We start from the raw sequence: 20,761 nt of genomic DNA, 5'->3' as shown, positions 1-20,761 counted from the left end.
CGCTGGACGTATGGGGTTGCCTCGCATGACCAGCTCATGGCCGAGGATGCGGAGCAACAGGGCCGTGTTTGACGCGGTGAGCGCTCCCGAGGGGCTACTCGTCCGTGCTGGCGCTCGGCGCTCGGCGCGACCGTGGTCACGTGGTCACGTGGTCACGTGGTCACGTGGTCACGTGGTCACGTGGTCACTAGCCTTCATGCCATGAGTAACGCGACCGGGACCACGGCAAGCCGTGAAGAGGAGATCGCATTCCTGGCGATGGAGCAGGTGCTCGGAGTAGAGATCAAGCTCGCCGATGCCGGCGCAGGCAACAAGATGCCCGACGGTTCTTGGGTCTATCCCGATGGTCAGGCGCGCCAAGGCATCGTGGAAATCACGTCGCCCCCTGCCACACGCCTTATGAATGAATGGGCCCGCGCCAAAAGGGCCGGACAGCCCCAGATCGAAAGCGGCTCCATCCCGTCGCGCTTGAACGAACTTGCGCAAGTGTGTTTCGAGCTGCTACAGGAAGGCTGGGCTCGTGAAAATTTGGACAAGCTCTTGGCCCAGCCAGCCGATGAGCGGCACCTCTTCCTGTTCGCCCGGAGTCATAAGGCAGGCGGCGACTATTTCTATCGACTCTCAGATACGTACGACGACGCGACGTCTGAGCGCGTCGATGACCTCGTGTTGCCGCTGGGCATCTCGGACGTCTGGTTTCGCGGTCGCGCACAACGAGATCCTTATCAGCCTCTAGGGACAACGCAGCTCTGGCTGGCGAGGTTCCAGGCAGGAGCGGGATGGCACCGATATGTGGTGAATATCGAAGAGCGCGGTCTGCCTTCCCCCAACCCAGGCATCGCTGACGATCGGGTGCCCACCAACTGGCGACTTCCGAAGGATCGAACTGCGGGCTCCCCGGGCCTACAAGATCGCGCGGACCAGCAGGTCTTGCCCGCGAAACTCACAATCCCGAGTCGGTGACGCTTCGCCTCGTCGCGAGCCCGCGGGGGAGCAGGGCGGCGGTACCAGCGACTCCGCGTCCGTGGTTGCGGTTCTGGTTGCAGTTGGCCCAGATCGATCTTGGTCCGCCGTCGTTCGCCGTCGTCCGGCAGAGCGACGAAGCCCCTGTTCAGCAGCCCTCTTCGGACATCCGCGAACTTCAGCGAACGCGATCATGACGGCCTGGCAGTGTGGGGGTCAGGGGTTCGAGTCCCCTCAGCTCCACCCGTGTGACCAGGCCGTTCCCCTCCCGGGGAGCGGCCTGTGTCATGTCCGTGGCGGGTACACCTCAGCCCTGCGGCGAGTGCACCCGGTCCGCCTCGACCAGCACGATCAGCCGCACCTGATCCCGCCCGCCGTACCAGGGGTAGGGCCCACCGGTGTACTTCTGCGCCAACTGCTCGATGTGCTCCGCCCCGCCGTCCGGGCTGATCGACACCACCCGCCCCCGGACGGCGAAGTACCGCGACGGGTCGGCGGGGTCGGCGATGTTCAGCGCGACGCGGGGGTCGCGGCGCATGTTGCGCACCTTGAGGTAGCCCTCGACCGTGTTGATCCGGATGCGGCCCGACGGGTCGGCGTCCACCCAGGTCTGGGTCATCTGCGGCGAGCCGTCGGCCATCACGGTGGCCACGAAGCAGGGGCTGGGGCGGTCGAGCAGGTCGAGCAGGCCGGCGGGGAGTTCCACGGGTGTCCTCTCGGTGGCCGCACCCGGCGGGCGCCGTGGTCGCGGTACGGCCATCGTCGCCCATGGCCGGTCGCTCAGTCGGGGGCGGTCACCAGCGCCTGCGCACCGGCGGCCTCGTGCCGCCCGTCCACGCTGACCTGCTCGGGCAGGCGGGGAGCCGGGCCGGTGTCGTGGGCGTGCAGCGGCACCAGCGGCACCGACGCCGGGTCGGCGCGGCCCCACTCGGTCTCCACGTCGCTGATCAGCGCCTCCAGGTAGGAGCGCAGCTGGTGGCGCACCGCCTCGCCGAACGCCTGCAGGTACACCACCTGGTGCTGCAGCTCCTCGGCGCTGGGCGTGCTGCCGTCGCCGGCGGGCGCGGCGGCCCCGGTGATCGACCCGGCCGCCTCCTGGGCCGCCTGGATGATCGCGCCGGCCTTCTCCCGCGCCTGGTGCATCTGGTCCTCGTAGAGGTCGCGCGCCTGGGTGGCCACCTGCCGGCTGAAGTCCTCGGCCTCGGCCACGTAGGCGTCCGCGGTCTGCTGCGCGACCGACAGCAGCCGCACCGCCTGCTCGCTCGGCGGCTCCGGCACCTGCACGCCGTCGACCTCCCGCTGCAGCGCCTGCACCCGCTGGTGCAGCTCCGCGTTCTCCTCCTCCAGCCGGGCCAGCTCGGCGGCGGCCCGCCGCAGGACGTCGTCCACCTCGTGCTCGTTGTAACCGTGGTGCAGCATCGAGGCGCGGGAGAAGGTCACGGCCCGCAGCGCCGCCGGGGTGAGCCGTCCGTCCCCGCCCCCCGGTCCGTGCACGTCGTTGGTCATGCGGTCACCTCTCCGTCGAGATCGGGCCCGGGCCGGCTGGCGGCGAACACCTCGGTGTGGATGCGCTGCGCGGGCACCTGTGGCCCGATCCGGGCCAGCGTCGCCTCGACGGTCGCCGGCCCCCCGGCGACGTACACCTCGCGGCTGCGCCACGGCCCCCGCTGCAGGACCACGTCGGCGACGTCGCCCCGGGGCAGGGAGGAGAGCTCGTCCCGGGAGACCGCCAGGGTCACCGACAGCCACGGGTGCTCCCGCTCCAGCCGCTGCAGGTCGGCGCGGTCGTAGTGCGCGTCCTCGGTGCGGGCGCCCACGAACAGGTCGATCCGGCGCGTCGGCCCCTCCCGCGCCACCTGGTCGACCAGTGCCTTGAGCGGGGCCAGGCCCGTCCCGGCACCGATCAGCAGCAGATCCCGGTCGGGGTCGCCGTCGAGCACCAGCCGGCCGCCGGGCGGGCCCAGCCGCACCACGTCGCCGACCCGCAGCTGGCGCACCAGGGCGGAGCTGACCGGCCCGCCGTCGCGGGCCTGCACGTGCAGCTCCAGCAGGCCGTCGTCCCGGGGGGCGTTGGCGGGGGAGTAGTACCGCCACAGCCGCGGCCGCAGGTCGGTCTCCAGCGAGAACGACTGGCCGGCCCGGAACGGGAACGGCTCGCGTGGGCGCAGCCACACCACGGCCACCTCGTGCGTGCGCCGCTCGTGACCCACGACGTCGGCGTCCCACCACGGCGGCTGCTCCGCGGCCTCCTCGGCGGCCTCGATCATCACCGAGGCGACCAGCTCGTAGGCCGCCGTCCAGTCGGCGGCGCGGGCGGCGTCCCAGTCGGGGTCGAAGTGCTGCAGGGTGGCCAGCAGGCTGGCCCCGACCGCCGGGTAGTGCGCCGCCAGCGTGCCGAACTTGCGGTGGTCGCGCCCCAGCTCCCGCAGCACCGGCAGCAGCGAGTCCAGGTCGTCGACCCGGGCCACCACCTCGCCCAGCGCCTGGAAGAGCCGGTCGCGCTGGTGGGCCATCGAGACGGGGAACATCTGCCGGGTCCCGGGGTGGCTCAGGAACAGGTGCGCGTAGAACCAGAGCGGCGCCTCGTCCCCGGCTGCCGCTGCCTTGGCGAAGGTCGCCCGCATCGCGGCGACGTCCATCCGCGCATCCCCTCCCGGGCGGTCCGGGGCCGGCTGCCAGCCCGCACCTGTCGCCGAGAATGTAACGGAGGTCACCAGAAGTGCGCACGCAGAGCGATGTGATCGGGCTGTGCACCGAGCCATCACGGGCGCCGTGATCATGCTCTCGCTGAGGGTGACGACCCGTCGGAGCACACCGGGTCCAGCCGACTTTCATCACGGTCGATCGCCGCAGTGCCGAGCGAGCGGCCCGGCCGTCCCTGCACGATGAGGCCGTGACCAGGCCGAGGACGCTGCCGTGGCTGGTCTTCGCCCTGCTCGTGAGCGGGTGCTCCGGAGCGCAGGTCGACGGGCACGCCGACGCCGCACCGACGGCGAGCAGCTCCGAGGTCCGCCCGGCGGCGCCCACCGCCTCGACCGCCGAGGACGGCAGCTACCAGCTCGCGCCGGCCTGCCCGCCGGTGACCGGGCCCCAGCTCACCAGCGCCGCCGAGGTCAACGCGATGGTGTCCCAGGCGCAGCTGCCGGGCTGGCAGGCCGCCGACGTCGGTGCCAGCGCCCCGCTGCACGACGGCCGGCTCGTCTGGGTCTACGGCGACACGTTCCGGGCCGCGGGCTACTCACCGACCATGGTGGCCAACTCCATCCTGGTGTCCTCGGGCAGCTGCCTCTCCCAGGTGGTCACCCCCGAGGCTGGCCCGGTGATCCCCGACCTGGCGCCGGACCTGGTGCAGTGGCCGATGTCGGTCGTGGTGCTCCCGCCCGAGGCGGCGGCAGCGGCGGGGGAGGGCATCACCGACGTGTTCCTGGTGCTCAGCGCCCGCACCTGGCGGGGCCCGGCCGGGCCGATGGACTTCCACTTCCGGGGCACCTCGGCGTCGGTGTTCACGGTGACCGCCGGGGGCGCCCCGCAACTGCGTGAGGTCGTCGAGATCACCCCGGACGACGAGGACGCCACCCAGGTCAACTGGGGTGCGGCAGCCACCGTGGACGACGGCTGGCTCTACGTCTTCGGCACCCGGCTCACCGGTGAGCGGCTGCAGTTCGGCCGGGAGCTGCACGTGGCCCGGGTCCCGATCGGCACGCCCACCGAGCGCTCGGCGTGGGAGTTCTGGGACGGCCGTGACTGGCAGGACGACGCCGAGCGGTCCGCCGTCGTGATCGGGGCCTCCGGTGGGGTGTCCCAGCTGCTGTCGGTCGACGTCATCGACGGTCAGTTCGTCGCCGTCTCCAAGCGGGACGGCGACCTCGGCGACTTCGTCTACAGCTGGACCGCGACCTCCCCGGTCGGGCCGTGGACGGCGCAGCGCGGGCTCTCCGCGCCGGCCGGCTACGACGTCGGCCGGCTGACCTACTCCCCGCTGGCCCACCCCGACGTCGAGCTCGCCTCCGGGCGGCTGCTCGTGTCGGTCTCCCGCAACAGCACCAGCTACGACTCGCTGGTGGCCGACCCGCGGATCGGGCGGCCGACGTTCGCGGAGATCCCCCGGCCCTGAGTTGCCGGGGTCGGCCCTCCGGGGCGTCGCCGCGGTGACCGACGGCACTGGCCGATCGGGCCGCCGGGCAGGTCAGCGGGGGGACCATGTGAGCGTGCCGAGCAGTAACAGGATCTCGCGTCGGGCGGCGTGCGTCGTCGCGGCGCTCGTGGGTTGCCTCGCGGTCGCCGGGTGCTCGGATCCGGCGGGCACCGCCGCGCCGTCCTACACGCTGTCGCCACCGTGCCCGCCGGTGGCCGTCCCGCCGCGGGTGTCCGCCGACCTGGTGAACCAGGTGGTGTCGCAGGCGGGCCTGCCCGGCTGGCAGGCCGGCGACATCGGGGCCAGCGCCCGGCTGAGCGACGGACGGCTGGTCTGGGTGTTCGGGGACACCGTGCGCGCCGCGGGGGTGTCGCCCCGGCTGGTCGCCAACTCGATGCTGCTGTCCTCCGGCACGTGCCTCTCCCAGCTCGTGGCGCCCACCGGCGGGCCGGTCATCCCGGACGCGTTCGACGGCAGCGTGCGGTGGCCGATGTCGGTCGCGGTGCTGCCCCCGACCCCGGACCTGGCGGCGAAGGGCGTCACCGACGCCGTCGTGGTGCTCTGCGCCCGGACCCGCCGCGGCGGCCAGGGCGGGGTCTTCGACTACGAGTTCCGCGGCACGTCGGCCGCGGTGTTCACGGTGCGGGCCGGCGGCACCCCGCAGCTGGAGGAGGTCGTCGAGCTCACCCCGGACAGCGACGACGTCACCCAGGTCAACTGGGGTGCGGCCGCCAGCGTGCAGGGCGACTGGTACTACGTCTACGGCACGCGCCTCACCGGCGACCCGGGCGTGTTCGGCCGGGAACTGCTCGTCTCCCGGGTGCCGATCGCCGCCCCTGCCGACCGCTCGCGCTGGGAGTTCTGGGACGGCACCGGGTGGCAGAGCGACCCGGCCCGCGCCGCGGTCGTGCTGCCCGCCGCCGGCGGGGTCTCCCAGACCCTGTCGGTCGACCCGGTGGGCGACGAGTGGGTCGCGGTCTCCAAGCGGGACGGCGACCTGGGTGACTTCGTGTACAGCTGGACCGCGCCGTCCCCGGTCGGCCCGTGGACCCCGCGCCGGGGCATCGCCGCCCCGGCCGGGTACGACACCGGGCAACTGACCTACGCACCGTTGGCGCACCCGGAGATCTCCCTGCAATCCGGTCAGCTGCTGGTCTCGATCTCCCGCAACACCACCGACTCCGCCCAGCTGCTCGCCGACCCGGAGGTCGGCCGGCCGGTGTTCGCCGAGATCCCCCGGCCGTGAGCCAGGACGGCTGACCCCCGACGTCCTGACCCCCGACGTCCTGGCTCCTGACGTCCTGGCCCCGGACGTCCTGGTCCGCGACGGTCGACACGCCGCAGGCCCACCACAGCACCGGCGAGCCGGCAGCGAGCACCATGGGGGTGTGCCCCGGTCCCCGCTGTCGCGCAGCCTCGTCGGGACGCTGGCCGCCGCGCTGGTGCTCACCGGTTGCTCGACCGCGGGGACGGTCCGGCCCGCGGTCGGCGGCAACGCGCTGGCACCGGCCTGCCCGCCGGTCGGCGGATCACCACTGGTGTCGGCGGACCTGGTCAACGAGCTGGTGTCCGGCGCGGACCTGCCCGGCTGGCAGGCCGCCGACATCGGCGCCAGCGCCCGGCTCTCCGACGGCCGCCTGGTGTGGGTCTTCGGCGACACGGTGCGGGCCGCCGACGTCACCCCGCGGATCGTGGCCAACTCGATGCTGGTCACCGCCGGCAGCTGCGTCTCCCAGCTCGTCGCCCCGGACGGCGGGCCGGTCGTGCCGGACGCCGAGGACGGCACCGTGATGTGGCCGATGTCGGTGTCGGTGATGCACCCCGGCGCGCAGTCCGCCGACGACCCGGTCAGCGACATCGTCGTCGTGCTGTGCGCGCGCACCCGGCGGGGCGACGGCGGGTCGATGGACTTCCAGTTCCGCGGCACGTCGGCCGCGGTGTTCACCGTGTCCGACGGCGGTGCGCCGCAGCTGCGCCAGGTCGTGGAGGTCACCCCGGACGACGGCTCGGCGTACCAGGTCAACTGGGGAGCGGCGTCCACCGTGCACGACGGCTGGCTGCACGTCTACGGCACCCGGTTCACCGGCCTGCCGCTGGAGTTCGGCCGGGAGCTGCACGCCGCCCGGGTGCGGGTCGGTGCGGTCGGGACCCGGTCGAGCTGGGAGTTCTGGGCCGGTGACCGGTGGCAGCGGGACCGCACCCGGTCGACGCCGGTGCTGCCGGCCGCCGGCGGGGTGTCCCAGACGCTGTCGGTGGACCACGTGGACGGGCGGTGGGTCGCCGTCTCCAAGAAGGACGGCGACCTGGGCGACTTCGTGTTCAGCTGGACCGCGCCCACCCCGGTCGGGCCCTGGCAGCCGCGCGCCGGGGTGCCGGCGCCGGCCGGGTTCGACACCGGCGACCTGTCCTACACGCCGCTCGCGCACCCGGACGTGGAGCTGGCCTCCGGGCGGCTGCTGGTGTCGATCTCGCGGAACACCCTCGACTTCGCCCGGCTGCTGGAGGACCCCACGGCCGGGCAGCCGGTGTTCACGGAGATCCCCTACCCCTGACCCCGGGCTGGGTGGCCAGCGCGCCGGTGACGGCGGCCAGCTCGGCCACGTCCGGACGGGTGCTGCAGGGGTCGACGTCGGCTGTGCTGCAGGCGGCGACCCAGGCGCGCGTGGCATCGGGGCCGCCGGTCACCGGCCGGGCGGCAGATCGCGCACCCGGACGTAACACCGACTGCCTACGGTGAGGCGCACCACGGGGCACCGGCGCCCCGGCGCCGCCACCCCACGCGCCCCCCGGAGGACGTCATGACCGTCACCGTCGACCGCCCGCACACCGCCGCCGGCACCGCGCTGCCGGGGCACCCGCTGGAGCCGCTCGCCGCCGCGGAGATCTCCGCCGCGTCGGCCCTGCTGCGCGCCGACGCCCGGTTCCCCGAGGGCACCCGGTTCGTGTTCGTGGAGCTCGCCGAGCCGCACAAGGACGCCGTCCTCGCGTGGGTGCCGGGCACCGCCTGGGACCGCCGGGCCGCGGCGGTGCTGCGCAACCCCCGGCTGCGGGCCACCTACGAGGCCGTGGTGTCGCTGTCCACCGGCGCGGTCGTGGAGTGGCGGCACGTGGCCGGTGCTCAGCCGTCGATGACCGCGGAGGAGTTCAACGCCTGCGAGGAGGTGGTGCGCGCCGACGCGCGCTGGCTGGCCGCCATGGCGTTGCGCGGGGTGCAGGACCCGTCGCTGGCGATGCTCGACCCGTGGGCCGGTGGCTACACCGGCCCGGACGACGACCCGGGCGGCCGCCGGCTGGCCCGGCCGCTGACCTTCGTGCGCAGCGCGCCCGGGGACAACGGCTACGCCCGCCCGGTGGAGGGGCTCGTGGTGACCGTCGACCTGGACACGATGCAGGTGCTGGCCGTCGACGACCACGGCGTCGTCCCGCTGCCGCCGAAGGCGGGCAACTACGACCCGGCACTGATCACCGCCCCGGACAACGTGCCCTCGTTCCCGGCGGTGCGCGAGCGGCTGCGCCCGATCAGCATCACCCAGCCCGAGGGCCCGAGCTTCACCGTCGACGGGCACGCGGTGTCCTGGGCCAACTGGCGGTTCCGGATCGGCTTCACCCCGCGCGAGGGGCTGGTGCTGCACGACGTCGGCTACGTCGACCGGGGCGTGCTGCGCCCGGTGCTGCACCGGGCGTCGCTGTCGGAGATGTACGTGCCCTACGGCGACCCCCGGCCCACGCACTGGAACAAGAACGTGTTCGACGAGGGCGAGTACGGGCTGGGCTGGCTGGCCAACTCCCTCGAGCTCGGCTGCGACTGCCTGGGCGAGATCCACTACCTCGACGGCTGGGTGAACGACCAGGACGGCGAGCCGGTGCGGATCGGCAACGCGATCTGCATGCACGAGGAGGACGCCTCGATCGGCTGGAAGCACACCGACTTCCGCACCGGCGTCGCCGAGGTGCGCCGCAACCGGAAGCTGATCGTGTCCATGATCGCCACGGTCGGGAACTACGAGTACGGGTTCTACTGGAACCTGTCGCTGGACGGCTCGATCGAGTTCGAGGTCAAGCTGACCGGCATCCTCTCCACCGGCGCGCTGCCGGTGGGCGAGGACCCGGTCTTCGGGACGACGATCGCCCCCGGGCTCATGGCGCCCAACCACGAGCACTACTTCAGCGTGCGGCTGGACACCCGGGTGGACGGCACCCGCAACAACGTGTTCGAGGTCGACTCGGTCGCCGAGCCCGCCGGGCCGGGCAACCCGCACGGCAACGCCTGGCGCACCCGCAAGCGCCAGCTGACCACCGAGAGCGAGGCGCAGCGGCTGCCCGACCAGCTGTCCGGGCGGGCCTGGCTGATCGCCAGCGCCGACACCGAGACGGCGCTGGGCACCCGGCCGGCCTACAAGATCGAGCCGGGGGCCTACACGGCGCCGCTGTGGCAGGACGGCTCGCAGCAGGCCGCGCGCGGCGGGTTCGCCACCCGCCAGCTGTGGGTCACGCCCTACGACCCGGCGGAGCGTTTCGCCGCCGGTGACCACGTCGCGCAGAACCCGGGGCCGGACGGGCTGGTGGCCTACACCGCCGGCGACCGGCCGATCGTCGACGAGGACCTGGTGGTCTGGTACACGATCGGCGCCCACCACGTGGTGCGCCCGGAGGACTGGCCGGTCATGCCGGTGACGGCGGTGTCGATGCACCTCAAGCCGTTCGGCTTCTTCGACGGCAACCCGATGCTCGACCTGCCCCGCGAGGGCGGGCACTGCTCGGGCGGCTCCTGACCCGGAGGGCGGAAACGTCCCGCACACGGAAGCGTTACCCGCGGCGCCTTGTAGCGCTCCCGGGCCACTGACACCGTTCAGGGGACGGCGCGACCGACCCGGCGCCGGTGCTCAGCCCCTCGAGGAGTCCCCCGTGAGCGTCGACGACCTGACCACCCGAGCGCCGGCGCCCACCGTCCCGGACGACCCGTCGGTGCCCGCGGCCGGCGGCCGGCTCCGGGGCGGCGCGCTCGGGCTGGTCGGGGTGCTGTTCATGGCGGTCGCGAACGCCGCGCCGATCACCGCGATGACCGGCAACCTGCCGATCGCGGTCGCCTACGGCAACGGCCTGTACGCCCCGGCGGGTTTCCTGCTGGCCACGATCGTGCTCACCCTGTTCACCGTCGGCTTCGTGGCGATGGCCCGGCACATCACCACCGCCGGGGCGTTCTACGGCTTCATCTCCCACGGCCTGGGCCAGGTGTGGGGCATGGCCGCAGGCGTGCTGGCCACCATGGCCTACGTCGTGTTCGAGGGCTCGATCGTCGGCATCTTCTCCTACTTCGCCCATGACGCCCTCGGGCAGTGGTTCGGCTGGGACGTCGACTGGCTGCTGCTCGCCGGGGTGTGCATCGCGGTCATCGGGGTGCTGGGCTACTTCGACATCAGCGTCGCCGCCGTCGTCCTCGGGGTGTTCCTGGTCGCCGAGGTGCTGCTGCTCGGGGCGCTGGCCGTGTCGGTGCTGGTGCGCGGCAGCGCGGACGGCTTCGACCTGGGCTGGGTCGACCCGGTGAACGCGTTCACCTCGGCCCCGGAGGGCGGCGGCTTCGACGTCCAGGCGGCGGGCTCCACCATCGCCGCCGGCAGCGCCGCGATCGGGCTGTTCTTCGCGTTCTGGTCCTGGGTCGGCTTCGAGACGACCGCGGTGTACGGCGAGGAGTCGCGCAACCCGAAGAAGATCGTGCCGCGGGCGACGCTGATCGCCGTCGTCGGGCTCGGGCTGTTCTACACCTTCGTCTCGTGGATGGTGATCGCCGGCACCGGCGGCGCCGCGGCGGTGGACAAGAGCGCCAACAACGCGATCGGGCTGTTCACCGACCTCGCCTCGGCGAACCTCGGCGGGCGCTGGGTGGTCGACGTCTACCTGGTGCTGATCGTCAGCGGCTCGTTCGCCTGCGCGCTGGCCTTCCACAACGCCGCTGCCCGCTACATGTACGCGATCGGCCGGGAGATCCCCGGCCTGCAGCGCTCGCTCGGCGCCACCCACGCCGCGCACGGCTCGCCGCACATCGCCTCGCTGGTGCAGACGGTGGTGACGGTGCTGCTCACCGTGGGGTTCTACGTCCTGACCGTCGGCGGGGACGACGCCCTGCAGGGCGCCTACGTCTACGAGTACGGGCTGCTGGCGCTCATGGGCACCATGGCCATCCTCATCGTGCAGTCCATCTGCTCGGTGGCGGTGATCTCCTACTTCCACGTGAAGAAGGTGCACCCGGGCAACGTCCTCACCACCGGCGTGATCCCCGCGCTGGGTGGGCTGGGCATGCTCTACGTCGTCTACCTGCTGTTCTCCAACCTCGACTTCGCCGGTGGCGGCGCGGCGGGCTCGCCGTTCTTCGCCGCGATGCCGTGGATCGTGCTGGGCGTGTTCCTGGCCGCCGGCGCCGGCGCCCTGTGGCTCAAGCGGGCCCGGCCACGGACGTTCGAGGCGATCGGCCGCACGGTGCTGGTGGAGACGCTCGACTGAACCGTCCGCCGGGTGGTGCTCCGCCGCTGCCCGCGTGCAGGTGCAGGCGCACCACCGCGGGGGCACCATGCCGGGCATGCGCACAGCGAGCTTCGACTTCACCGACACCGTCGTCCTGGTGACGGGAGGCGGCACCGGCATCGGGGCCGCCATCACCCGCGCCTTCCTCGACGCCAGCGCCACCGTGGCCGTCTCCGGCCGCCGCGCGGACCGGCTGCAGCAGGTGCTGGAGGGGCACCCCGCCGAGCGCACGGCCGCCGTGCAGACCGACCTGACCGACCCGGCGCAGGTGCGCGCCATGGTCGACCAGGTGGTCGACCGGTTCGGCCGGCTCGACGTCGTGGTGTCCAACGCGGCCGGTTACGCGAGCGGGCCGCTGACCGAGCTGCCCGACGAGGAGTGGGCGCAGATGCGGGCCACCAACGTCGACGCGCTGTTCCACCTGGCCAAGCACGCCCACCCGCACCTGGTCTCCTCCGGCGGCACCCTGATCGCCACCTCGTCGGTGTCGGGCATGCGCGGGGACTGGGGGCAGGCCGGCTACAACGCGACCAAGGCCGCGGTGAGCAACTTCGTCCGCTCGCTGGCGCTGGACTGGGGCGCCGACGGCGTGCGGGTCAACGCCGTCGCCCCGGCCTTCACCATCACCGAGATCACCGAGCAGCTGGCCGCCGACGAGCAGGCCATGGCCCCGTTCGTGAACCGGGTCGCCCTGGGCCGGCCGGGCCACCCGGAGGACATCGCACCCGCGGTGCTGTTCCTGGCCAGCGAGGGCGCGCGCTACGTCACCGGCATCGTGATGCCCGTCGACGGCGGCACCAGCGCCTCCACCGGCCAGCCGCACGTCTGACCCACCGAGCACGGGGGCTGCGGGGCACGGACCGCGCCGGGTCCGTGCCCCGCAGCGGTCAGTCCCCGGCGCCCACGCTCGGCACCGGCACGCTGTCGGCGGCCAGCGTGATCCGCTCGGCCTCCTCGGCCACCGTGTTCGGCGCGGGGACGCCGGCCGGCTCCGGCCAGCCGATGCTCGGCCCGTGCCCGCGGAAGTTCTCCAGCCAGAACGCCGTGTCCGGCGGCAGCAGGCGGAACGGCTCCGGGTGGCCCAGCTCGCGGGCCGCCCACACCGGCCAGTGCGGGTTGGCGAGCGCGGGCCTGCCGAGCAGGACGAGGTCGAGGTCGCCGGAGCGGACGGCCGCGTCGGCGTTGGCGGGCACGCCCAGGTTCCAGCTCGTGGCGACCGGGATGCCGACCTCCCGCTTCACCCGGGCGGCGCGCGCGACCCAGGCGCTCGGGTCGTTCCAGATGGGGTCGCGCATGTCGTCGGTGTTCCCGCCCTGGCTGACGTCGGCCATGTCCAGCCCGTGCTCGGCCATCCAGCCGATCGCGGTCACCGCCTCGTCGAACTGCACGCCGTCGGGGTGGAAGTCGTCCGAGCCCAGGCGCATGGTCAGCGGCAGCCTCTCCGGCCACACCGCGCGCACCGCGTCGAGCGCCTCGAGGAGGAAACGGGCCCGGTTCTCCAGGCTGCCGCCGTAGGCGTCCTGGCGCTGGTTGGCGAGCGGTGAGAAGAAGCTCGACGCCAGGTAGCCGTGGGCGAAGTGCATCTCCAGCCACTCGTAGCCGGCGTCTGCAGCCCGCCGCGCTGCGTCGGCGTACTGCCGGTGGAGCTGCTGGATCTCCTCGACGCTGAGCGGGTGCACCGGGAACGGTCGCTTCGGGGCCCCGTAGGGGATGTCCGAGGGGCCGCGCACCTGCCAGCCGTCCGGCTCGTCCGGCGAGATCTGGCCCCAACCGGCCCACGGTGGCTGCTCGCTGCCGTTGCGCCCGGTGTGGCCCAGCTGGATGCCGGCCACGCCGCCCATCTTCTTGATCATGGCGGTGACCCGGGCGTGCCCCTCGACCTGGGCGTCCTCCCAGATGCCGGCGCAGTGCACGCTGGTGCGCCCGTCGGGGGCGATCGCCACCTGCTCCGGGATGACCAGCCCGAACCCGCCGGCGGCGCGGGCCCCGAGGTACATGAGGTGGTAGTCGTCCATCTTGCCGTCGACCGAGTGGTACATCGTCATCGGGCTCATCCCGATGCGGTTGCGCAGGGTGACGTCCTTGAGGGTGAACGGGCTGAACAGGTCGGGCATGGGTCCTCCGTCGCAGGTCGGTACCCGTCAGTGGACGGCCTGCTGGAGTGGTCGGGATGTCCCGCAGGACAGGTCCGTGTCACGTTCTCCGCACTCGCCCTCCCGCTGCCGTGTGAGCTCGCCGTGCCGTGCCGTGCCGTGCCGTGCCGTGCCGTGCTGTGCCCGGGCTCCGCTGCCGGTGCCGCCGGGCGGGCGCTGTCACGACGCCGTGACCGAACCCGGCCCGTCGCCCAGGTCGGCCCGTTCCGCGGCCAGCCGGCCGGCGTGCCAGCCGGCGGCGTCCACCGACCGGCTGCGGCGCCGGGCCACCCGGGGGAACAGTGCGTCGGTGGCGCGGTCGACCTCCTCGGCCCGCCGGGCCAGCACCGGCACCAGGTCCGCACCGTAGGCGTGGGTGGCCGCCGTGGCAGCCTCCTCGCGCGCCCGCTCCAGCCGCTCGCCCACCCGGGCCGCGTAGGCGAGGAGGAAGCCACGGCGGAAGGCCGCGGAGCGGGTGGCGGTGCCGCCGTGCCGGGTCGCGTCGGTCAGCGCCCGGGTGGCCTGCAGCAGCAGCGAGGTGAACAGCAGCGACACCAGCTCCAGATCGGCAGGCAGCCCGACCACGGTGGCGATGCCGAGCTCGCGGTACAGCACCACCCGCGCGCCGTTGGCGTCCGCCACCGCGTGCAGCAGGTGCGCCTTGGGCTCGGCGTACGGGTCGGCGAGGTGCAGCCGCCGGGCGACCGCGGTGCCGGCCCCGCCGGCCGGCTGCGCGTCGGCCAGCACGGCGGCGTCGATGGCGTGCCGGGACATCAGCTCCTGCGCCTTGGCGGTGAGCGCATCGGCCTCCTCGGGGAAGTCCGTCGACTCGGCCTTGGCCAGCAGCCCGCGGATCCGGTTCAGGGCCCGCTCCGCCACCGGGGCCGTGCGCACCGCGGCGTCCCGGCGGGCGGCGGGCCAGGCCGAGGGCGGCGGCAGCAGCGGCTCCGTGCCGGGCAGCGCGAGCAGCGCCGCCACCAGGCGGATCAGGTCGCGCCAGCCGGTGGCCGCGTCCAGGCCCTCGCTGCGCTGCCACTGCCCGACCGAGCTGGTCGTGGCGCAGCCGTCCAGCTGCTCGACCCACGCCGCGGGCGCCCGGGTGGCCGCCCCGCTCGCCGCGGCCTCGGCGGTGATGCCCACGGCCACCAGCCGGGCCGCGCGCCGGTTCACCCGCCGGCCGGCCAGGTGCACGACGTCGGCCGGCTGCCAGCCGTGCTCCCACAGCACGGCGAGCTGGGTGGTCAGCGCGTGCAGGCCCGCACCGGTGACGTCGGTCTGCGGTGCGCGGCGGCCGAGCTCGTCGGCGACCTCGTCGAGTTCGCGCCCACCGTCGGGGGAGCGGGCGGCCTGCAGCCCGGCCGCGAGGAGCAGGACGACGGGGTCGGCGCTGGGCCGCTGGGCTCGGGTGGGCACGGGGCGAGCATGCCCGCCCCGCCCGCCGGCTCCGCTCCCGCGCACCGGGCTGTGGACGCCGGGGCGGTGTCCACAGCCCGGCCGGCACGCCGGCCGACCGGTGTGCTCGCGGGGCTCAGGCGCGCGGGCGCACCCGGGAGGCGGCGTCGGTGGCGACCGCGCGGGCGGTGTCGACGTCCTCGGCGCGGGCCAGGGCGACGCCCATCCGGCGGCGCGGGAAGCTCTCCGGCTTGCCGAACAGCCGCAGGTCGACGCCGGGCAGGGCCAGTGCCTCGTCCACGCCGTCGAAGGCGATGCCGGTGGCGTCCATGCCGCCGTAGACGACCGCGGACGCGCCGGGGTTGCGCAGCGAGGTGTCCACCGGGAGGCCCAGCAGGGCCCGCGCGTGCAGCTCGAACTCGTTCTGCCACTGCGTCGTCATGGTCACCATGCCGGTGTCGTGCGGGCGCGGGCTGACCTCGGAGAACCACACGTCGTCGCCGCGGACGAACAGCTCGACGCCGAACAGGCCCAGCCCGCCCAGGTCGCCGGTGACCGCCGCGGCGATGTCCTGCGCGCGGGCCAGCGCCGTCTCGGACATCGGCTGCGGCTGCCAGCTCTCCACGTAGTCACCGCTCTCCTGCCGGTGCCCGATCGGGGAGCAGAACGAGGTGACCGGCTCACCGCCGACCAGTGACCGCACGGTGAGCAGCGTGATCTCGTAGTCGAAGTCGACGAACCCCTCCACGATCACCCGGGTGCCGGCGACGCGGCCCCCGGCCATCGCGTACTCCCAGGCGCCGGCGACGTCGTCGGGCCCGTCGAGCTTGCTCTGCCCCTTGCCCGAGGAGCTCATCACCGGCTTCACCACGCACGGGAAGCCGACCTCGGCCGCGGCGGCCCGCAGCTCCTCCAGCGAGTCGCAGAACCGGTAGGCGCTGGTGGGCAGCCCCAGGGTCTCCGCGGCCAGGCGGCGGATGCCCTCCCGGTCCATCGTCAGCCGGGCAGCGCGTGCCGTGGGCACCACGCGGGTGCCCTCGGCCTCCAGCTCGACCAGCGTCTGCGTGGCGATCGCCTCGATCTCCGGGACGACGACGTCGGGACGCTCGGCCTCCACCAGGCCGCGCAGCTGGGCGGGGTCGCTCATCGTGATCGTGCGCTGGTGGTGGGCCACCTGGTGCCCCGGCGCGTGGTCGTAGCGGTCGACGGCGATCGTCTCCACCCCGAGCCGCTGCAGGGCGATGAGCACCTCCTTGGCCAGCTCACCGCTGCCGAGCAGCATCACGCGGGTGGCCGAGGGAGACAGCGGGGTGCCCAGGGTGACCATGCGCCCAGGTTAGAGAGGGTGGGCCGCGCCCCCGCGCTGACCGCGCTCCTAGGGTGCTCGACGTGTTCGAGGTCGGCAGTCGCGAGCGGACGCTGCCCGCGCCGGTGCCGGTGGTCTGGGAGTCACTGACCCGGCCGCGCCGGCCGGGTGCCCGACCCTGGCTGCACCTGCTGGACGACGAGGTCGAGCCGACGGTCCTCTACGCCTCCGCCCCGGTGCTGCTGGTGTGGTCGTCGGCCTGGCCCCGGTGGCCGCAGCTGGTGACCGTGCTGGAACTGCGTCGAACAGGGCTGGAGTCGGCGCTGAGCTGGACGGCCACCGCGCCGGACGACCCGTGCGACGACGGGTTGGTCGGGCACGTCCGGCTCCGGCTCAACCGGCTGCTCTGGGCCGACCTGCGCCTCAGCTACGGCTAGTGGCCCGCCCGTGCCCGCTCGGTCGACGACAGGAGCCCGCGTGACGTCCCCGACCCCCTGGTCCGACCCTGCGCGGTCCACCGACTGGGACCACAACGCCCGGTACCAGCACCTGCTGCTGCGCCGGGTGCCCAGGGACGCGGTCCGCGTGCTGGAGGTCGGCTGCGGAGCCGGGGCGCTCGCTCGCCGGCTGGCCGCCCTGGGTCCCCGGGTCGACGCCGTGGACGTCGACCCGGCGATGGTCGCCGCCGCGTCCGAGGGGGCCCCGCCCGGACTGCAGGTGTGGCAGGCGGACGTGCTGACCGTCGAGCTGCCGCCGGGCAGCTACGACGCCGTGGTCAGCCTGGCCGCGCTGCACCACCTGCCGCTGGAGCCGGCGCTGCGCCGCATGGCCGGCTGGGTCCGGCCCGGTGGCGTGCTGGCGCTCGTCGCACTGCCCCGGACCGACCTGCCGCGCGAGCTGCCGGTGGAGCTGGCCGCCGTGGTCACGCACCACGGGATCGGGCTGGCCCTCGGCCTCGCCCGCCGGCTGGGCGCGAACACCCCGTGGCAGCGGGAGCCCACGCACGCGCGGATGCCGGTGCACGAGCCGACGCTCACCACCCGGCAGGTGCGGGAGGTGGCAGCGTCGGTGCTGCCCGGGGCGCGGGTGCGCCGGCTGCTGCTGTGGCGCTACGAGATCACCTGGCGGCGTCCGGTCTGAGGCGGGGATCAGTACGTTCGGGGGCATGGCAGACCTCAGCACCCGCGCCCAGACCCTGCTCGAGCTGCACACCGCGCCGGAGATCCTGGCCCTCACCAACGTGTGGGACGTCGTGTCCGCGGAGGTGGTCGCGGCCACGGACGGCACGCGGGCCCTGGCCACCGCCAGCCACGGCATCGCCTCGACGTTCGGCTACCCGGACGGGGAGAGGATCCCGCTGGAGCTGCACCTGGCGATGGTCGAGCGGATCGTCGCCGCCGTCGACCTGCCCGTGTCGATGGACCTGGAGGGCGGCTACGGCCACCCGGGGGAGACGGTGCGCCGGGCCATCGAGATCGGGGTCGTCGGGGGAAACCTGGAGGACCAGATGAAGCCGCTGGACGAGGCGGTCTCCGCGGTGGAGGCCGTGCTCGCCGCCGGTCGCTCGGCCGGCATCGACTTCGTGCTCAACGCCCGCACCGACGCCTTCGTGAAGGCCGGCCCGGACGCCGACCGCCGGGAGGTGCTGGCCGAGGCCGTGCGCCGCGGCCAGGCCTACCTGGCCGCCGGGGCGCCGTGCGTCTTCGTGCCCGGCGTGGTCGCCCGGGAGGAGATCGAGGCGCTGGTCGCAGCCCTCGGCGAGCGTCGGCTCAGCGTGATCAGCGTGCCGGGCCGGTCGCTGCCGGTCAGCGAGCTGGAGGCGCTCGGCGTGGCCCGGGTGTCCACCGGTCCGTTCACCCAGCGGGTGGCGCTGACCGCCCTGCAGGACGCTGCGGTCGACTTCCTCGCCGGCGGCACGCTGCCCGAGGGCACCCGCGCGCTCAACTGAGCCGGACAGCACGGAGCCCCGCCGGACGACGTCCGGCGGGGCTCCGTGTGCGGTGCGGTCAGGTCAGCTGGAGGCCTGGCCCTGCACCGACTGCTTGGACTGCTGCGCCTGGCCCTTGACGTCCTGGGCTGCGCCCTTGCCCTGCTCGGTCACCGTGGTCGCGGAGTCCTGCGCGGTGGACTTGACCGACTCCACGGCCTCCTGCGCGACCGGCTTCAGCTCGTCGCCGATCTGCTGCGCGACCTGCTTGGCCTGGTCGACCAGCGGCTGCTTGAACTCCATGACCGTGTTCTCGGCCTGCTGCGCGAGCTGCTTCTCCTTCTGCGACGCGGGCAGCAGGGAGGAGACGAGCCAGCCGACGCCGAAGGCGATGAGGCCCGCGGCCAGGGGGTTGCCCTGGGTCTGCGACTGGATCTGCGCGGGGGCCTGCTGCACGGCGCCGGCCACCTGCTGCGCGGCACCCTGCACGGAGTCGGCCGCGTTGTGCGCTGCCCCCTGCACGTTGCCCGCGGCGTTCTGGGCGTAGCCCTGCACGTTGCCGGCCGCGTTGCCGGCGACACCCTGCACGTGCGACATCGTGCCGCCCTGGCCGGAGGACGAGGTGTGGTTGCCCATCACCTTGGTCCGCAGGTTGTCCACGGCGTTCTTGGTCTTGGTCACGCGACGGTCGACCACGCGGGACGGGTTGACCTTCTCGTTGAGCGCGTCGACGTCGTAGCTGAGGTTGCTACGGGTGTCCTCGATCTGACGACGGATGACGTCCGGGTCACTGCTGGTCATTGCTCGACTCCTTCGGGGCTGCTGGGTCAGTGGGGCTTGAGGGCGCCGGGGACCTTCTGGAGGGTCTCCACGGTCCGTTCCGGCTTCGGGTTGACCTGCTGCAGGTTCTTCTTGCCGCTCAGCGCCAGGACGGCGGCCGCGATGCCCCAGATGACGGCGACGATCAGGAACGCCCATCCGGCCGGGATCGCGCTGGCCAGTGCCCACGCCAGGGCGAAGGAGAGGAACAGGACGGTCATGTACCCGGCGAAGCCGGCGCCGCCGAGCATCCCGGCACCCTTGCCGGCCTTGGTGACCTCGGCCTTGATCTCGGCCTTGGCCAACGCCATCTCCTGGCGCATCAACACCGACAGGTCGGTGGTGACCTCGCTGATGAGCTGACCGACCGAGGCACCCTCGACGTCGGGGTGCCCGTCAGCGGTCATCGCCTGCCCGGACCCGGGCTGGTACCCACCCTGCTGGTACTGCCGGGGGTCGGGGTACTGCTGCGGGTCGACGTAGTTCTGCGCGGCCTGGCCCGCACCCACGGGGTGCGCGCCGGAGGGGGCCTGCCCGTAAGGGGCGCTCACTGCTGGCCGCCCTGGCCGAGCCCGCGCTGCGGGTCGTCCCAGCCGGACGGGGTGGTCGGCGGCACGACGCTGCCGGCCGGGGGCACGGTGCCGTACGGCGGCGGCGGCACGGAGCCGGTCGTCGTCTCGGTGTAGCCCGTCTCGTAGGCCTGGCCGTGGGCCGGGGTGGCCTGGCCGTACGCCTGGGTCCCGGCGGTGGCGTAGGACGACGTCTCCGGCGTGTAGGTCTCCTCGACCCAGTTGCCCTGCTGGCTCGGCGCGCCCAGGCCCTGGCGGGGCGCGGTGCCGCTGGTGCCGGACGGGGAGCTGTCCTTGTGCGCGGACACGACGCCGCTGGTCAGCCGGCCGGCGAGCACACCGGCGACGGCGGCACCGAGCAGGAAGGCACCGGGACGGCGACGAGCGAAGCTGCGGACCTCCTCGACGAGGTCACCCGGCTCGCGGGACTCGATCCAGTGCGCGACCTCGTCCAGCTTGTCGGTGGCCTGGCGCACTATGTCGGTGGCCGGACCGGAGGACGGCTGGCCGCCCTCGGCCATGGTGCGCAGCTCGGACGCCAGGGCGCTGATGCTCTGGACGGCCTTCTGCTGGCCGTTCTTGGCCTGCGTTTGCACCTGCTGGGTGACCTGCTGGCGACCCTGGCCGATCACGTTGGTGGCCTGGGCCTTCGCCTCGCCGGCGACGTGCTTGGCCTCGTCCGCGGCGGTGGCCGCCACCTGGCTGCCGGCGTTCGCGGCGGTCTGGCCGACGTTGCGGGCCTCGTCCTTCGCGACGTCGGTGGTGGTGTTCGGGCTGCTGGTCCCCTGGCTGACGGGGGCGGCACCGGTGTCGGTCGTGGTGGTGGTCGAGTAGGTGCTGTCGATCTGGCTGTGCGTCATGCTTCCTCCTCGGCGTGCGTCGTGGTCGGTGCGACCGCGATCCACCCTGGGTGAGGATGGGTACGTGTCGTCTCACCTCGTGGCGCGGCATCCGTGCCGGCGCTGTCGAGGGCAAGAGGGCGTGGAGGGGCCGGTGCGA

The 20,761-nt window shown here is 73.7% G+C and carries 19 protein-coding genes; 10 read left to right on the top strand and 9 right to left on the bottom strand.

From position 1 onward, the window contains the following. Positions 1 to 201: 201 nt before the first annotated feature. Positions 202 to 963 carry a hypothetical protein gene (locus G1H19_RS08100; protein ID WP_152729854.1) on the top strand — a complete coding sequence of 254 codons (762 nt, stop codon included), beginning with the start codon at positions 202 to 204 and terminating at the stop codon, positions 961 to 963. Positions 964 to 1,270: 307 nt separating this feature from the next. Here G1H19_RS08100 and G1H19_RS08095 read toward each other — a convergent pair whose 3' ends face one another. From G1H19_RS08095 to G1H19_RS08085, 3 genes are all read right to left on the bottom strand, one after another. Continuing rightward, on the bottom strand, positions 1,271 to 1,669 hold the full coding sequence (locus G1H19_RS08095; RefSeq protein ID WP_162392727.1) for a PPOX class F420-dependent oxidoreductase: 399 nt from the start codon (positions 1,667 to 1,669) through the stop codon (positions 1,271 to 1,273). A gap of 74 nt (positions 1,670 to 1,743) precedes the next feature. Beyond that, positions 1,744 to 2,469, bottom strand: a complete 726-nt coding sequence (locus tag G1H19_RS08090; RefSeq protein WP_152729852.1) for a DivIVA domain-containing protein — start codon at positions 2,467 to 2,469, stop codon at positions 1,744 to 1,746. Next, the gene (locus G1H19_RS08085; RefSeq protein WP_152729851.1) at positions 2,466 to 3,602 is read right to left on the bottom strand and encodes a globin domain-containing protein; all 1,137 of its coding nucleotides are present in this window, start codon (positions 3,600 to 3,602) and stop codon (positions 2,466 to 2,468) included. The genes G1H19_RS08090 and G1H19_RS08085 overlap by 4 nt, the downstream gene beginning before the upstream one ends. Before the next feature lie 254 nt (positions 3,603 to 3,856). Here G1H19_RS08085 and G1H19_RS08080 point away from each other — a divergent pair, with 254 nt between their 5' ends. The 6 genes from G1H19_RS08080 to budC all read left to right on the top strand — a co-directional run bounded on the left by G1H19_RS08080 (position 3,857) and on the right by budC (position 12,446). Next, positions 3,857 to 5,077, top strand: coding sequence for a DUF4185 domain-containing protein (locus G1H19_RS08080; protein ID WP_152729850.1), 1,221 nt, complete (start codon positions 3,857 to 3,859; stop codon positions 5,075 to 5,077). Positions 5,078 to 5,309: 232 nt separating this feature from the next. Further along, entirely contained in the window at positions 5,310 to 6,344 is a 1,035-nt protein-coding gene (locus G1H19_RS08075; RefSeq protein ID WP_152729849.1) for a DUF4185 domain-containing protein, read from the top strand. A 142-nt stretch (positions 6,345 to 6,486) separates the two neighbouring features. Next, on the top strand, positions 6,487 to 7,650 hold the full coding sequence (locus G1H19_RS24450) for a DUF4185 domain-containing protein (RefSeq protein WP_152729848.1): 1,164 nt from the start codon (positions 6,487 to 6,489) through the stop codon (positions 7,648 to 7,650). A 246-nt stretch (positions 7,651 to 7,896) separates the two neighbouring features. Continuing rightward, on the top strand, positions 7,897 to 9,870 hold the full coding sequence (locus tag G1H19_RS08065; RefSeq protein ID WP_152729847.1) for a primary-amine oxidase: 1,974 nt from the start codon (positions 7,897 to 7,899) through the stop codon (positions 9,868 to 9,870). Positions 9,871 to 10,003: 133 nt separating this feature from the next. Further along, the gene (locus tag G1H19_RS08060) at positions 10,004 to 11,596 is read left to right on the top strand and encodes an APC family permease (RefSeq protein ID WP_162392726.1); all 1,593 of its coding nucleotides are present in this window, start codon (positions 10,004 to 10,006) and stop codon (positions 11,594 to 11,596) included. A gap of 76 nt (positions 11,597 to 11,672) precedes the next feature. After that, on the top strand, positions 11,673 to 12,446 hold the full coding sequence (gene budC / locus G1H19_RS08055) for a meso-2,3-butanediol dehydrogenase (RefSeq protein ID WP_152729845.1): 774 nt from the start codon (positions 11,673 to 11,675) through the stop codon (positions 12,444 to 12,446). Positions 12,447 to 12,504: 58 nt separating this feature from the next. Here budC and G1H19_RS08050 read toward each other — a convergent pair whose 3' ends face one another. From G1H19_RS08050 to purT, 3 genes are all read right to left on the bottom strand, one after another. Next, a complete protein-coding gene (locus G1H19_RS08050) occupies positions 12,505 to 13,731 on the bottom strand; it encodes an NADH:flavin oxidoreductase/NADH oxidase (RefSeq protein WP_152729844.1) in 1,227 nt (408 codons plus the stop codon). A gap of 198 nt (positions 13,732 to 13,929) precedes the next feature. After that, complete coding sequence (locus G1H19_RS24445) at positions 13,930 to 15,162, bottom strand: DUF2786 domain-containing protein (RefSeq protein ID WP_152729843.1); 1,233 nt, start codon at positions 15,160 to 15,162, stop codon at positions 13,930 to 13,932. A 115-nt stretch (positions 15,163 to 15,277) separates the two neighbouring features. Then, entirely contained in the window at positions 15,278 to 16,468 is a 1,191-nt protein-coding gene (gene purT / locus G1H19_RS08040; protein ID WP_152729842.1) for a formate-dependent phosphoribosylglycinamide formyltransferase, read from the bottom strand. Between the two features lie 62 nt (positions 16,469 to 16,530). Here purT and G1H19_RS08035 point away from each other — a divergent pair, with 62 nt between their 5' ends. Genes G1H19_RS08035 through G1H19_RS08025 form a run of 3 tightly spaced genes read left to right on the top strand, consistent with a single transcriptional unit; the run spans position 16,531 to position 18,395 of the window. Further along, the gene (locus G1H19_RS08035; RefSeq protein WP_162392725.1) at positions 16,531 to 16,884 is read left to right on the top strand and encodes a hypothetical protein; all 354 of its coding nucleotides are present in this window, start codon (positions 16,531 to 16,533) and stop codon (positions 16,882 to 16,884) included. 40 nt (positions 16,885 to 16,924) lie between these two features. Then, complete coding sequence (locus tag G1H19_RS08030) at positions 16,925 to 17,587, top strand: class I SAM-dependent methyltransferase (RefSeq protein ID WP_162392724.1); 663 nt, start codon at positions 16,925 to 16,927, stop codon at positions 17,585 to 17,587. A 25-nt stretch (positions 17,588 to 17,612) separates the two neighbouring features. Continuing rightward, entirely contained in the window at positions 17,613 to 18,395 is a 783-nt protein-coding gene (locus tag G1H19_RS08025) for an isocitrate lyase/PEP mutase family protein (RefSeq protein WP_152729841.1), read from the top strand. 63 nt (positions 18,396 to 18,458) lie between these two features. Here G1H19_RS08025 and G1H19_RS08020 read toward each other — a convergent pair whose 3' ends face one another. The 3 genes from G1H19_RS08020 to G1H19_RS08010 are packed head-to-tail and all read right to left on the bottom strand — an operon-like array spanning position 18,459 to position 20,622. Continuing rightward, positions 18,459 to 19,175, bottom strand: coding sequence for a DUF3618 domain-containing protein (locus G1H19_RS08020; RefSeq protein ID WP_152729840.1), 717 nt, complete (start codon positions 19,173 to 19,175; stop codon positions 18,459 to 18,461). A 26-nt stretch (positions 19,176 to 19,201) separates the two neighbouring features. Beyond that, a complete protein-coding gene (locus G1H19_RS08015; protein ID WP_202925858.1) occupies positions 19,202 to 19,744 on the bottom strand; it encodes a phage holin family protein in 543 nt (180 codons plus the stop codon). Then, positions 19,741 to 20,622 carry a hypothetical protein gene (locus G1H19_RS08010; RefSeq protein ID WP_152729839.1) on the bottom strand — a complete coding sequence of 294 codons (882 nt, stop codon included), beginning with the start codon at positions 20,620 to 20,622 and terminating at the stop codon, positions 19,741 to 19,743. The genes G1H19_RS08015 and G1H19_RS08010 overlap by 4 nt, the downstream gene beginning before the upstream one ends. Positions 20,623 to 20,761: the final 139 nt, after the last annotated feature.

The sequence above is a fragment of the Goekera deserti genome (assembly GCF_010685995.1).
In the GTDB taxonomy this organism is placed as follows: Bacteria; Actinomycetota; Actinomycetes; order Mycobacteriales; family Geodermatophilaceae; genus Goekera; species Goekera deserti.
The sequence above is the reverse complement of the archived record's forward strand: the minus strand, read 5'-3'. Positions and strand labels throughout refer to the sequence as shown.

What these genes read in the sequence shown, in the direction of transcription:
- G1H19_RS08010 (WP_152729839.1), bottom strand. Translation starts at nt 20,622, where the DNA reads ATGACGCACAGCCAGATCGACAGCACCTACTCGACCACCACCACGACC.
- G1H19_RS08050 (WP_152729844.1), bottom strand. Translation starts at nt 13,731, where the DNA reads ATGCCCGACCTGTTCAGCCCGTTCACCCTCAAGGACGTCACCCTGCGC.
- G1H19_RS08090 (WP_152729852.1), bottom strand. Translation starts at nt 2,469, where the DNA reads ATGACCAACGACGTGCACGGACCGGGGGGCGGGGACGGACGGCTCACC.
- G1H19_RS08025 (WP_152729841.1), top strand. Translation starts at nt 17,613, where the DNA reads ATGGCAGACCTCAGCACCCGCGCCCAGACCCTGCTCGAGCTGCACACC.
- G1H19_RS08085 (WP_152729851.1), bottom strand. Translation starts at nt 3,602, where the DNA reads ATGGACGTCGCCGCGATGCGGGCGACCTTCGCCAAGGCAGCGGCAGCC.
- G1H19_RS08100 (WP_152729854.1), top strand. Translation starts at nt 202, where the DNA reads ATGAGTAACGCGACCGGGACCACGGCAAGCCGTGAAGAGGAGATCGCA.
- budC (WP_152729845.1), top strand. Translation starts at nt 11,673, where the DNA reads ATGCGCACAGCGAGCTTCGACTTCACCGACACCGTCGTCCTGGTGACG.
- purT (WP_152729842.1), bottom strand. Translation starts at nt 16,468, where the DNA reads ATGGTCACCCTGGGCACCCCGCTGTCTCCCTCGGCCACCCGCGTGATG.
- G1H19_RS08065 (WP_152729847.1), top strand. Translation starts at nt 7,897, where the DNA reads ATGACCGTCACCGTCGACCGCCCGCACACCGCCGCCGGCACCGCGCTG.
- G1H19_RS08020 (WP_152729840.1), bottom strand. Translation starts at nt 19,175, where the DNA reads ATGACCAGCAGTGACCCGGACGTCATCCGTCGTCAGATCGAGGACACC.